10 protein-coding genes are annotated in these 13,478 nt (G+C 58.4%); 3 read left to right on the top strand and 7 right to left on the bottom strand.

Annotation, left to right across the window (positions count from 1 at the left end; genetic code table 11):
* Positions 1-76 precede the first annotated feature (76 nt).
* Positions 77-2,047 carry an asparagine synthase (glutamine-hydrolyzing) gene (gene asnB, locus ACYQ0G_RS06240; RefSeq protein WP_460100748.1) on the top strand — a complete coding sequence of 657 codons (1,971 nt, stop codon included), beginning with the start codon at positions 77-79 and terminating at the stop codon, positions 2,045-2,047.
* A gap of 3 nt (positions 2,048-2,050) precedes the next feature.
* On the opposite strand, the gene ACYQ0G_RS06235 is transcribed toward asnB, so the two are convergent.
* Positions 2,051-3,406, bottom strand: a complete 1,356-nt coding sequence (locus tag ACYQ0G_RS06235) for a lipopolysaccharide biosynthesis protein (protein WP_460100745.1) — start codon at positions 3,404-3,406, stop codon at positions 2,051-2,053.
* Positions 3,403-4,761: a hypothetical protein gene (locus tag ACYQ0G_RS06230; RefSeq protein ID WP_460100743.1), complete on the bottom strand. Its 1,359-nt coding sequence runs from the start codon at positions 4,759-4,761 to the stop codon at positions 3,403-3,405. Before ACYQ0G_RS06230 ends, ACYQ0G_RS06235 begins: the two co-directional genes overlap by 4 nt.
* 311 nt (positions 4,762-5,072) lie before the next feature.
* Between ACYQ0G_RS06230 and ACYQ0G_RS06225 the strand changes: the two genes are divergently transcribed.
* A complete protein-coding gene (locus ACYQ0G_RS06225) occupies positions 5,073-6,401 on the top strand; it encodes a pectate lyase family protein (RefSeq protein ID WP_460100741.1) in 1,329 nt (442 codons plus the stop codon).
* Positions 6,402-6,429: 28 nt separating this feature from the next.
* Positions 6,430-7,620, top strand: coding sequence for a glycosyltransferase (locus ACYQ0G_RS06220; RefSeq protein WP_460100739.1), 1,191 nt, complete (start codon positions 6,430-6,432; stop codon positions 7,618-7,620).
* Here the strand turns inward: ACYQ0G_RS06220 and ACYQ0G_RS06215 are convergent.
* The 5 genes from ACYQ0G_RS06215 to ACYQ0G_RS06195 all read right to left on the bottom strand — a co-directional run bounded on the left by ACYQ0G_RS06215 (position 7,577) and on the right by ACYQ0G_RS06195 (position 13,478).
* Positions 7,577-8,524 carry a methyltransferase domain-containing protein gene (locus tag ACYQ0G_RS06215; protein ID WP_460100737.1) on the bottom strand — a complete coding sequence of 316 codons (948 nt, stop codon included), beginning with the start codon at positions 8,522-8,524 and terminating at the stop codon, positions 7,577-7,579. The genes ACYQ0G_RS06220 and ACYQ0G_RS06215 overlap by 44 nt on opposite strands.
* Positions 8,524-9,765, bottom strand: a complete 1,242-nt coding sequence (locus ACYQ0G_RS06210; RefSeq protein ID WP_460100735.1) for a glycosyltransferase family 4 protein — start codon at positions 9,763-9,765, stop codon at positions 8,524-8,526. The genes ACYQ0G_RS06215 and ACYQ0G_RS06210 overlap by 1 nt, the downstream gene beginning before the upstream one ends.
* A gap of 192 nt (positions 9,766-9,957) precedes the next feature.
* Positions 9,958-11,622 (bottom strand): hypothetical protein, encoded by a 1,665-nt coding sequence (locus ACYQ0G_RS06205; RefSeq protein ID WP_460100734.1) that lies wholly within the window; start codon positions 11,620-11,622, stop codon positions 9,958-9,960.
* A 252-nt stretch (positions 11,623-11,874) separates the two neighbouring features.
* Positions 11,875-12,564 (bottom strand): PIG-L deacetylase family protein, encoded by a 690-nt coding sequence (locus ACYQ0G_RS06200; RefSeq protein ID WP_460100731.1) that lies wholly within the window; start codon positions 12,562-12,564, stop codon positions 11,875-11,877.
* Positions 12,561-13,478, bottom strand: a complete 918-nt coding sequence (locus tag ACYQ0G_RS06195; RefSeq protein WP_460100729.1) for a methionyl-tRNA formyltransferase — start codon at positions 13,476-13,478, stop codon at positions 12,561-12,563. Before ACYQ0G_RS06195 ends, ACYQ0G_RS06200 begins: the two co-directional genes overlap by 4 nt.

Genomic DNA, 13,478 nt, shown 5'->3' with positions numbered 1-13,478 from the left:
GAATGTTCGCCTTTAGCTCCGCATCGATACCCATATTCCCCATCGCATAGCGCGCAGTGACATCTACAATTGCGGCATGTGTGGAATAGCGGGCTTCGTTGATTTCTCGGGAGAGCTGCAGGCCGATCCTGCACGCCTGCTCGACTCCATGCGGGATAAACTCCGGCACCGGGGGCCAGACGCGGGGGCATCGGTTTTGGAAGCAGATGGGCGCGTCGGGTTCGGCCATCGCCGTCTGGCGATCATCGACTTGTCCGAGACCGGTGCGCAGCCAATGCAATCGTCCTCCGGACGCTATGTCACTGTGTTCAATGGCGAGATCTACAACTTCCAGACGATGCGCTCCGAACTCACCGGTGTTGGCGCGCAATTCCGCGGGACATCGGATACCGAGGTCCTGCTTGAGGCAATCGAGCGCTTCGGGATTTCCGCCGCGCTCGAACGAGCAAATGGGATGTTCGCACTCGCCTTGTTCGACCGCAAGAGTAAGCAATTGTCTTTTGCGCGCGACAGGCTGGGAAAGAAACCCTTGTACATCGGTATGGTAGAAGATGCCCTTGCTTTCGGATCGGAACTGAAAGCAATCCGAACGCATCCTGATTTCGCCCATCCCGAGATCGATGCAGAGGCAGCGGCGCATTTCGCTCGGTTGGGCTACATCCCCGCGCCCTTTTCGATCTATCGCAACGTGCGCAAGCTGCCGCCGGCAAGCTACCTCAGCATTTCGCTCGACAACAAACCGCGTGACCTTGAAGCTCTGCTTGGCCAGGCCCGCCGCTATTGGAGCATGTATTCGGCGGCGCAGAATGGTCGCGACACGCGCTATGAAGACGAAAGCGAAGCGCTCGATGCGCTCGAAGATAACCTTGGACTGGCAGTCGAACAGCGATTGATCTCCGATGTGCCGGTGGGGGCGTTTCTCTCCGGTGGTGTGGATTCGAGCCTGATCTGCGCACTGATGCAAGAGCGGTTGAGCGGCACTGCCAAGACCTACACAGTGGGGTTTGCGGAAAGTGAGTTCGACGAGACGGCTGACGCCGCCGAACTTGCCGCACATATCGGATCGGACCATACCGAGCTCGCTCTCGATCCGCACGCGGCACTGGCTGCGGTGGACGAGATGCATCGGATTTTCGACGAGCCTTTCGCCGACCCGTCCCAGATTCCATCGCTGCTGATTTCCAGATTGATCCGGTCGGAAGTGACTGTTGCCATTTCCGGCGATGGAGGGGACGAGTTCTTCGGCGGCTATATGCGATACCCGCGCATGATGGCGATGGAACGCCTTGCTCAGCAAATGCCTGCCGGGTTGCGACGGCTAGCTTCGGGTACGCCCGTCTGGTTGCTGGATGCTGCCACTCGGGCGAACGCGCTGCTGAGACCGGGGAGCGAGAGTGGAGCGATAGGGGCGGACCGGGCGGAGAAGATACTCGGCATTATCGCCGAGCCCGATTTTCGCCATCGGTACGAGCATTTCCTCTCACAATGGGTCAAGCCCACCGGGGGCTTGCCAACTCCCATCGTTTCGGCAGATCTGCCCAGCGGGCTCGGCCAGCTGGAACAGATGATGTATCTGGATGCCGTCAGCTATCTGCCTGACGATGTGCTCGTGAAGGTTGATCGGACATCGATGGCAGCAAGTCTCGAAGTTCGCTCGCCGCTGCTCGATTATAAAGTGATCGAGACAGCGTGGCGAATGCCGGACAGCTTGCGGATGGCGAATCCCAAGACAGGCAAGGTTGCTCTCCGCAAATTGTTGGCGCGGCGCGTGCCGGAGCACATGATTGACCGGCCCAAGCGTGGGTTTGGCGTCCCGTTGAATGACTGGCTGCGCGGACCGCTACGCGAACTGGCGGAAGAGCATCTTGATACTCGCCGAGTGCAGGAACTTGGCTATTTCGACAGCCAAAGCGTTAGCCGGCGCTGGAACGAGCATTTGTCGGGCCGCCGAAATTGGGGCTTCCATTTGTGGAGCTGTATTTCTTTCAGCATGTGGCACCGCCATTGGATGACCGATAAGGCAGCTGAGGAAGTGAGAGCAGCTTAGCCGTTAGGTCGACTTTACCGTGTCTGGAGCCGTCGCCTGTCGGTGGAACATCCTCCACATCCAGACATCCAGCAGCACGGCCGTAGCAAGGCCGAAACCAATGTGCGCGTAGCTTGCCCCGATCGCTCCGTAAATCGGAATGGCATGCAGGACGATGGCCAGGAATATGGCAGTCGAAACCGTCGCCGTTGCAAGTACGTATAAGGGGCGGTTCATCGCAAGAAGAGCCGAGCGGGATGGAGCGGAATGCATGATCAGGAAAACCGCGACCAGCTGGGCCATCAGGATCGGGTAGGCAGGTGCGAACCCCGAGCCGAAGGCGAAGGAGACCAGCGGTTTTCCGATTGCAATGGCGACCACCATAATGCCGCCCATGATTACCGCGAGCAGCCCCTGAACCCCCAGGATGATTTTGCGGAATTTCGACTTTGCCTGGCCTGCCCAGATCCGTGCCAAATCTGGATAAACGACCATCTGGATCATTTCGCCGCACGCCATGGCAACCTTCGCCATTCGCTTGGCTAGATGATAGAAACCCGCGGCTTCCGCGCTGTCTGTCAAGGCACCAACGATCAGGGTGTCGGCTTCGTGAGTGATCGTCCGCAGTGCGCTAGAAGCGTTGGTTGTGAAGGCGAACCCGAGAAAGCCCGGGAAGTCCTGCAACAAGTTGCCGACACGTACACGGACAGGTGAGGGAGTCCCCTGCCGTGAAAGCTGGCGGAAAGCGATGAAATTGTAGAATAGCGCATCGACTACCTGGCTTATTGTCCACACCCAGACGAAGGTCATGAGGCCGCTTCCTGCCCAATAGAAAATTGCGGCAAGAACCAGGCGCAAGAAGCCGGCGAGGAAGACGATATAGGCCATCGTCCTGAACATGCCTGCCATGCGCATGGCGGCAGATGACATGCCGCGTAAGTTGAGCGCGATCGCAATGGCATAGATGGCGACCAGCGAGAACATTTCCGGCGGGAAATCGAAAAAGCGGGTCAGAACGAAGCCAGCGATTATCGAAAGGAAGGCGGCCACGGTGGCCCCCACGATGTCGAGGATGAGACCGAAAAGATAGAGCCTGGCCATGCGCTGGGGGTCTGCCGCCGCCTCTTCGCTCGCAGCATATCGCACCAGCGGCTGCCAGGACTCGAAGCGGACGATCCGCTCGCAGACGCGGCCCACTGCCAGCGTCATAGCCATGACCCCGAATGCCTCGGGACCCAGCGCTCTTGTGGCGAGCGCGAGGCTGCCGATCATGACCACCGCATTGCCGATACTGCCGGTCATCAGGTGCAGCACGCTTTCGATACGTGATTGCAGCAAGCTCTTTTCGCGTGGTTCCGGCCCCCCGGCGCTTCCAGTCATCGGAAAACGCCCGGTCGAGCCCGATGCGGAAAGCCCTCCGGGCCCTGCTTCTCATGCCTTCGGGTTGGAGGGGAGCCGGATTGACGTGGCTCCTTCTTCAAACAGGTGAGAAGAGCCAGAAAAATAGGCGCCAGCCACAACCGGGCATACATATGCGGTACAGTCAGCGTGAAGAGGCTGAAGATAAGTAGCACGCCAACACAGATGATGCCTTTTTGAGGATCGTCGGAAATTCCGGACAGGCCGCGGAACCACATGAGACCCAGCAGCGCGACGAATCCGATGAGGCCAAGCAGGCCGGCTTCGGTTAGAAGGAGTAGCGGGAAGACGTGAACTGGCGCCTGATGCATGCTGATGACACGAAAGCTATCCGCGCCTAGTCCGATCAAGAGAGTATCTTCGGCTATGCGCCATGCCTCTTCGGCCAATTCCATACGGCCTGTGAATGTCCCCGCCTCTTCAAGGCCCCCACCCGACAGGGCCCCCAACACCCGCTGTTCAAACGGTGCAGGAAGGGGGAGGCCGCTCGAAATATACGCACTGCCGATCGCGAAGATTATCAGGAAGGCGAAGATCGCCCGCTGCGGCCAGCGGACCAGCATGACGAGAGCACTGGCCGAAAGGCAAATGACGAAGCCACCAAAGCTCGCGGAGGAAAGGAGACCCCATAGAAGAAACAATGCGCAGACGAGGCTGAGCAATGGGTTCATGAGCCTGCGGTCGACAACGTAGAAAAGAAGCACCAGGGCGAAGCCAGACATCGCGCTGTTGTTGTTGGCGTTGCCCGAAAACGCACCAAGCCGACCCATGCCGGTTATGAAATTGTTGCCGAGGTACGGTGCGGTATCGGTGTAATCGAAGAAGATGTTCGCAATATTCCCGACAGCTTGCGAGAAGGTCACGCCGAGAACATAGAGCACGACACAGCGCTGCAGCGTCTTGTGTCCGAAACTGGCGAGCATCATCGGCAGCAGCAAATAGGCGAAGCTGTATTGCAGGGCGACTATCAGCCACCGCGTGATCTCGCCGTTGACCAATGTGCTTACAAACAATGCTCCCAGCATGAGGATGAGCGAAAAAAGCCAAGCCGCCGACAGTCCGGCGAACGGCGCGAGGTTTAGTCTCGAAGTGCCGATCAGCCCGAGAAGCACGACGACGAATGCCGCGTCGGAAATGGTGAAGTTGATGTTGCCGGGTCGGGCAATGTGCCAGGAAACCGAGAATACGCCGATCAACAGAAACAGGGTAAGCACCTTGTCGAGCGAAAACGTCGTCCCGGAGGAGCGTGTGTCGTTCCATGCCTCGCCTCTCGGTGCGCGCGGAATCGAGCCAAATTGCTTTTCGACGATGCCCATCGGTCCGGATTTTTAGAGTATTTGCTGAGCCTGACCAAAGGCGGGTTCGGCTATTTCCTGCCCGGATGGCGAGGCATGAGTGACGATTATGAGATCGGGACTTAGCCTTTCGAGGGGGTGAGATCGAATTGCCGAGAAACTTTGTCATGGCGATTATACCGGTGCGCCGTGGACACCGTGTATCCCACGATGCAGTTTTTCGGATGAAATTCGCCAATCTTCCAAGCGCAGATCATGCAAAAATTGAGGCGCTCATGCGATGTGAACGTATCCCCCTCTTGCGAGTCCTTTGGTTAACCTTGGCGTCAGCGGTGGCTGCCTGTTCCGCCCCTGCGGAAAGCGGAACCCAAGGCGCAGAGTCCGGTGAAACCTGGCGAGCACCGCATACTCCAGCTTTCCCCGGCGCCGAGGGCTATGGATCGCGCAGCAAGGGAGGGCGAGGGGGAAGGATCATGCAGGTCGTCTCGCTCGCCGATTCAGGCCCAGGAACCTTGCGCGAGTGCATCGAGGCAATGGGGCCACGGGTCTGCATCTTTCGCGTGTCCGGGCTGATCCGCTTTACCGGGCTGCCGCCGCGGATCCGGCATCCCTTCATCACGATTGCCGGCCAGTCCGCTCCGGGCGCAGGGATCACGCTGGCACATGGCGGCGGGGAGGTCGGGCGCACGCCGTTGGTGATTAAGGATACGAACGATGTCATCGTCCGCCACATCCGCGTCCGTAACGACCGCATCGGAGACAGACGAGGCAGCGAGGACTCGATTACGATCGAGAAAAGCTCTCACGTGATCATCGACCATGTCAGCGCCAGCTGGGCGCGTGACGAGCTTGTGAATGGTTACGACACCAACAACTTCATAACTGTCAGCAATTCCATTTTCTCGTGGGGAATTCCCAAACACGATAAATGCGCCTTGCTCGCCTCGAACCCCGGCCGGGCTCAGCATTTCAGCTTTATGGGGAACCTGTGTGCCCATAGTGGCGATCGCAATCCCGACATCAATTTCCCTCCCGGTTCCTGCGTAGAAGTGCTGAACAATGTGTTTTATAACGCGCAGTCCGAATTCGCAGAGGTTTGGGAAACATATGGCGGAACCCCGGTAGCAATCATCGGTAACAGTTTCATCTCAGGGCCGGACACGCAGGACGATGCGGTGGGGATCATCCGCCAACGCATAGCGAGTAAGGGACCTGCGCGGGTTTATCTTGCCGACAATCAGTTCATCGGCGATTTTCTGCAGCGCGATCCTGCCCTGCAGGAAATTACGCTGACACAGCCCGACTGCAGCCTGACGATATCGCCGAGTTCGCCAACACGGGCCTATACAAAGGTTCTTAGAAGCGCTGGGGCATTTCCTCGCGACGCTCTCGACCTCCAGGTTGTCAACGACGTGCGCAGTCGGACGGGGCGGATCATACGGAGACCGGGCAATATCCCGACCATTCCGTCCCAGCGAGCGGCAGCAGATAGCGATCGGGACGGGATGCCGGACAATTGGGAGAGAGCCAACGGATCGAATGTCGACTTCCCCGATGCCTGGGAAGACGCCGATGGGGACGGGGTCGCCAATCTCGATGCCTGGCTCGAGGAACGGCACCTTCAATTGATCGGTTCAGCGAAATCGCCGGCGGGCGCCTGATCATGCTTTGCGACAAAGCATGCCAGCAATGAAAGTTCTGCATGTCATAACTGCGCTGAACTTCGGGGGGGCCGAAAACATGCTCGCCAAGCTGATCGAGCAGGGCGGTGCGGACGATCATGAAGTTCTCTCACTCCTGCCCCCCGGACCCGCCGCCGCACGGATCACCGCATGCGGTGTGAATGTTCATACGCTCGGCATGCAGCGCGGTCTGGCTGGGCCTATGGCCGTCATTCGATTGCGACGCATAATTAAAGCGATAGCGCCGGATTTGATTCACGGCTGGATGTATCACGGCAATCTCGCAGCCAGCCTAGCACGCAAGCTATCGGGGCGATCGTTGCCTCTGGTCTGGAACATACGCCATTCCATTCCCGATCTTGCCATGGAAAGCTGGCAGACGCGGCAGTTGCTGAAAGTGAGTGCCCGAATTTCACGCGGACCCGAAGCCATTATCTACAATGCGCACGTATCGCGGGAGCAGCACGAAGCAATCGGCTATTCTGCCGAACGAGCATCGGTCCTACCCAACGGCTTCGATATCCAGCGGTTCGCCCCAAATCCGGATGCCCGCCATGCGGCACGATGCGCTATCGGATTTTCGGACAACTCGTTTCGCGTGGCTTGTGTAGCGCGATATCATCCCATGAAGGATCAGGCGCGCCTTATTGCCGCGGTTTCTGAAATTCGAAGCAGGGACTGCGATATTGAGTTGCTGCTGGTAGGCCATGGCTTCGAAGCACCGCCCGTCGAAATCCAAACGCTGATCGAGAGTGAGCCGGCCGGCGTTGTTTTGACCTGTGGCGCAAGATCGGATGTCGCGGAATGGTTGCCGGGTATCGACGTGCTCGTGGTTCCTTCTGCCTGGGGGGAAGGCTTCCCCAACGTCATTGGTGAGGCACTGTCCTGCGGAGTACCGGTTGTGGCAACTGATGTGGGTGACAGTGCCCGGATCGTGAGTGAGAACGGGATCATAATACCCCCGAAGGATACCGGCGCTCTTTCAGAGGCACTTCTGACCATGGCAAGGCTACCGGCATCCGAACGGGCCGCTATGGGTAAAGCCGGACGCCGGCGCATCGTTTCCGATTACGCGCTCGATAAAATCGCTGCCCGGTACGAGGCATTACACTCGGGCAGCCTATCGAACTGGCGCCAGAGAACGTTAGGCACTGCTACTGGGCGCCGGAATAATTTGCGATCAGTGTTTCCGGACTAAGGATTGCATCCGATTTTGTACCGAGAAAATAGACGCCGCTCGCGCCGTCTATGGCGTAGCTTTCGGGGATGAAGCGGTCTAAATACTGTGCCCAGAAGAAAGCCAGTTTGGCTATCTTGCCAGCCGCACGAGAGCGGAAGAGGCTGCGGGCAAAGTAATCCACCGCCCACATCAATGTTCTTCCCGGACCGGCGGACGCGCCGGAATCGACCAGGTCGAAGCGGCGAAACAGGTAACGATGCCCGCGTTCGCTGAACCGCGTGAAGTCGTAAGCCGCTTCGTGAACCTGCTGCATGAAAGGAGTTTCTGCATACACCAGTCCGTTCGGTCTCAGGACGCGCCAGATTTCATCGGCGACGCGCTGGGGGGCGAGAACGTGTTCGAGCACTGCCTGAATGACTACTCCATCGAAATAGCCATCGATGATCGGGATGTCGTGAGCATCCGCGACGAACTGTATCCTAGGCGTCGCGTAAATATCGAATGCGCTCACCGTGACATCGGGATCGTCGTATAGCGCGTCCATACCTTGTCCGACGCTTCCGCCCCCGATGACCAGGACGCGCGGCTTGATGGATACATCCTTGAGCTTCTGGACGAACGACGTGATATTGCGTTTCGTTGCTTTCTTTTCCGGAGATAGCAACGATTTGACAAACTTCGCCAGAAAGGAATGATCGGGACGCGCGATGACGCTCGCCGCGCTTGTGTCGATCACGTTCTTTCGCTCGACCACCGATCTTTCGAAATTAATGAGAACAGGCACATCATCCGCGATGGGAAAATCGCAGACCTCCCCGGTTTCCGACACGGCAAGTCTGCGGTGTTGCTTCTCGAAACGGATCGGTCTGTAGGTCCTCGGACACCGTAGCGCGCCGTCCAGTGACTCGATATCGCCAAGCATCAATGTTTTCCCGAAATTTCGGTGGGGCCGCTTTGCCGAGGAGGTCGGGAACCGCGTGGCCCCGGCTCGAAGTGTAGACGATCGGCTACCCTCCGCTGCTTTCGAATGAGGTTCGAATACACCCCTTTAACCTGCTCCACGTGGCGGTCCTTGGTAAACCGCCTTTCGGCCATCTGTCGTGCCCGGCAAGTCAGTGCCTGGACACGCGCCGGCTTTTCGACCAATTTGTGTGCGGCCTCGGCCATCGCGATCGGGTCGTCGGGCTCGACGAGGATTCCGCAATCCGGCGCAAGTGCTTCCGCGTTGCCTCCTGATCGCGTGGCAATCACTGGAGTTCCGACCAGCATGGCTTCGACCAGCGTGCGGCCGAGCGGTTCGTTGAGAGCGGTTACCAGCAAGACATCGCACGCTGCGATCCATTTGTGGCCGGGCTCGCGATAGCCCATTAGCGTAACCGGCGGCGGCCTTCCCTCTCGGGTGAGACGGTCTTTCATCTGTGCATATACCGCCGCATCTTCGGGCTCACCGAACATCACCCCCGCTACCGGACGTCCGGAAATCTTTCGCAATTCGTCGACAGCATCAATGAAGGCGAGCGGGCGTTTTCGAACGATATATTGTCCGAAGTAGCTGCAGATGATCGCGTTTTCCGGACACCCGAGTTCGGCCACCAAAGCCCGGCGCATTTCATCGCGGTCCACCGCTATATCGACATCGAAGGGGCTGTGAATGACTTTCGCGTTCTTCAACTTGCCCCAGCGGCGGGCCGGCAGGGCATAGTCGGAGACGGACAGGATCTGGTCTGCCAGGATTGGCGCGACCATGCCGGTTCCACGCGCGCCGGGATCGCCACGATGATGCCAGACCATGCGGGCACCGCTCAGCTTCGCAGCAAGCGCCCAGCTGGCGTGGGTCCGACCATCATTGGTGTGAACGATGTCGACTTGAAGGTCCTTCAACAACTTGGCTCGGCCGATTGCCCGGGGAACGGTGCGAAGTGCACTGCCGATGCCGAAGCTGCGCCCTACCTCGAAAGGTTTCTCAAGCGCGCAGGGGTCTCGGATCTGTTCGTATGCGCTGAAGTAGTCGGCGATACGTCCATCCGGAATCTCCAGGACCAAGACGATCCGATATAGGTTTTTCGGAAGCTCATCGAGCAAGCCTTTAAGGGAGATATGGCTTCCGCCGAGCCTGTCGCCAGCGAAAGCAAAGCACAGTACGATACGTCGCTCGGCTTTCATGCTGTCAGCCTATCGTTATTGCGTTTTGACCAACAGGGGCTTTGCCAACTGCTGTCGTTCGGATGGTGAAGGTCGATCAGAGGAGCGGAAAGCTCAACCTATCTTTGGTATAGTATCGGACGACAAGATGGGGGGCAGCCATTGTCGCAAGGCAGGTAAGGCGCGCCGCTGCCGCGCGTAGCACTCTACCTTTTACCGTCCGCAATTCTGGGCTGGCAGTTGCCCGGTGGTATTGAAGAATCCAGCAGCGCCATAGCGTTTGTCATCCGCGGCCAGCATACTCAGATATTCCTCGATGTTGGGGTAGCCGTCACCATCGGCATCGTCGTTCGCATCCCAGCGCGCAGCATCGGTATTTGTGAAGCGGTTCTCCCAAGCGTCCGGCATTCCATCATTGTCGCTGTCGGCAAGCGGATCGTACCCAGCAGAAATGCGCGCGAAACCGCCGTAATCGGCGGGATCTCCGCTCGTGAAACCGCCCCGGAAAAGGTAGGGTGGCCGGTCACAAGTGCGCAGATCTTCGATGTAGAGAGAATCGACATTGTCGCGACAAGAGCCCTCTCTGCAGAGAAGCGCCCCAGCCTGTTCGAGGACCGTTCGCTGTGACGTGGCCGCGTCTGCCAGCATCCACGACGTCAGATAATTCTGGCTTATACCGGGGGCGTAGGTCCAATCCGATTGATATACGCCCGCGCCGATCGTCGAACCGGGGTAGGGGCCGAAGCCACGGCGACTGACATTGCCCGCGCGGTAGATCGAGAAACCGAAAGCCGCATTTGTGGCGCGGTCGAACAGAGCCGGAAAAAAGGACTCCGGTCGGTCTTGCGAAAGTACGCCTTCCATGTGGGTGTTATTTACCCAATTGAGGTATACGCTCCCGAACTGGTTGGAGATCAGCCCTGGCTCGCTGATGAAGTTGTAGACGGTGTTGCCGATATAATCGATCTGGCCGGTACTGCTGGACGTGGGATTGGGCACTCCTCCTGCAATATTCGCCCCACGCTCATCACCGTGTTGCGACAAATTGTAAGCCACCGTTACGCGATTGACCGGTTTCATGAAAAACGTCTTGCAGTGATAACTGCCGGGATCGTGCCCTGCATTTCGGCAAAGGTTGGGGCCGATCATGGAGAACTGAATTGTGCAGTCGGTGCAGACTGCATCGAGGCTTTCGTCGGTGCCGAACATGGTCGTCACATGATCGATGATCTGCCGGCGGCTATCTCCGATACGAACGGAATCCCCATTGCTGCTGGGTGCGTCGAGGTGGTTGCCGTAGCGAAACCGTATATGGCGCACGATGGCGTCGCTTTGCTGCCGCGTATAGAACAACGGCGCGTCCACCAGCCCGGTGCCGCGTACGACCTCGATCCCCCGGGGGGATGTCTGGCCAGCGATGTAGAGACCGCCCACCGTAATCCGCATTTCCGATTGGACGACGATCTGGCCGCTCACATCGAAGACGCAATAGCGGGGGCGGCCCGCAGGGATGTTGTATGGCGACGTTACCTGAAGTGCGAGCGCGCATTCGCGCAAGGTGACCAAGCCATCGCCCGGAGCCGCAGTGTCCGCCAAGCTGTTGATCCGGTAGACTACGGCATCTGCATTGCGCACTTTAGCCTGCGCTCCAAAACCCATTGCAGTGGGAAAGGCCAGCGGATGGCGATTGGCTTCAGGGATTGCGCCGTCATCAGGATTTGCGAAGGCAGATGCACCCCCGGTGCTCGGCGGTGGTGTTGGCGTGGGAGTGGGTACGGGTGTTGGTGTTGGCGTTCCGGGATCTGTGGGCGAACTATCATCCGATCCGCACGCGGCCAGAAATAACAGAGCGGGGGCAGTGAAAGCAAAATGCCACATGTTGCTTTTCCCGATCCCGGCCCCCCGGCACGCATGCGACAGCTTCAGTCCAACCATGACGAAGAACATCCCCGTAGATAGCTATTGTAGGCATGGCGATTACGGTGGTTTCCGTATTTGGCAAAACTACCGGAAAGTTAAGTATTGGGCAATTTGATGAAACGTGCAGCGAAAGGGGTGAATAGCGTAATCATGTTGCCGGGTAAGATCAGCGTCGCTTGAACAACAAGGCCGATCCGTGAGTACGCGTAGCTAGACTCGATAGATCGACCTCACATGCATGAATGCTTCGGCTGCTCGCAAGTGAACGCAAGAACCTCGAACAGCCGCGAGGGCGCGCAAGGTTTCAGGGCTGCGTTCGTCGGGGAACGCGCGGACCTGGCTCCTGAATTCTGCAAAAGCGTCAAGCTTCCGGTCGATCGTCTTCGAGATGTCGACGAACACATTGGGCACGAAGGCGGGCGTAGTCGGCGCTGCGTACCAATTGGTTTCACTGACCGTTTCATAGCACATGATCTGTCGCGGAGCCGCATCGTGGCGCGGGCGCGCAGCCACCATCGCGGCAAGAAATGTCAGTTGATGGTCCATGTGGATGTCACCGACAAAGGGCAGGAGCAAGGTATCTGGCTCGAGTGCATCCACCAAGTCGGCGAAGGGGGCGTTGCAATCGCTGGCGGGTATCGTGTCGAGCGCGGCAGCTGGCAAGTCGAGAAGGCGGGTATCCTTGACGCCGATGACGGCATGGGCGCGCCGCATTTCATCCTGGACCTGCTTGACCTGTTCGGGTGGAAAGGCTGGTTGTTTGCCGGTGGTGGCGACGGCGATCGTCACCTCTCCCCCTTCGTCGACAAGTCTCGCGAGCGTGCCGCCACAGCCAAGTATCTCGTCATCGGCATGCGGGGCGATCGCGAGTACGCGGCCGAACTGTTGCGCAAGCGTCATGCCCGGTCTCTTCCGAGAACGGCATGTTGACTGGGCGCCTTGCCTGAAGTCGTGTCCCATTCGAGCACCTTCAGCAATCCATTGCCAGTCATTACGGTAAACTGATCTTCGCTTCGCTCTACTATCTGGCCAGTCATCGCATGATGCATCCCGCAGTCGGGCAGCACGCTGCTCCGCCAGATCGTCAGGCGATCGTCATTATTGAAGGTGAAGGCCCCTGGATATGGCCGCCCCACGGCGCGCACCAGGCGGTCGATCGCGAATGCGTCCGTGCGCCAGTCGATCAATCCGTCTTCGCGCGTACGTTTGGCAGCATAGGTAGCGTAACGCGGGTCTTGCGGATGGCGGGGCAACTGCCCACTCGCGATTTTTGAGAGTGATCTTTCGAGCATTTCCGCAAGGGCCGCCTGATGTTTGGCGTAAAGCGTTTCCGCTGTCTCATCTGTCGCGACATGAAAATATTGCTGGTCGATGAGGTCACCGTTGTCCACGTCATTTCCAAGCCACATCAGCGATCCCGCAGTGATCGGTTCCTGGAGAAGGATCGTCCACGGCAGTGCTGCGCGCCCGCGCAAACGGGGCAGAGCAGCCGGATGATAGCCGATAATTTTATCGGGCTTCAGGGCCATGAATTCGGCTCGGCAAATCTGTGACCAGCCAATTACGAAGATGAAGTCTACACCGGCTTCCGCAACTGCGCGGAGGCATTCGGGGCTGTTGGAATTGAAGGTGCGAAACAATTTCGCGCCGGATTCGGATGCAAGCCCTGACAAATCCACGAAATCCGAATGGCGCTTGGCTGCGGCCAGCTCCAGGGTGACGATCAGATCGAGCGACCAGTCCGGCGAATTGGCGAGAATTCGAGCAGCCAGTTCGGTGCTGCCTACACATCCGACAAGCGCGGCCTTAAGCAT

This window comes from Qipengyuania triglochinis (assembly GCF_054655615.1).
Note: the sequence above shows the minus strand (reverse complement) of the source record. Positions and strands in the feature narration are given on the sequence as shown.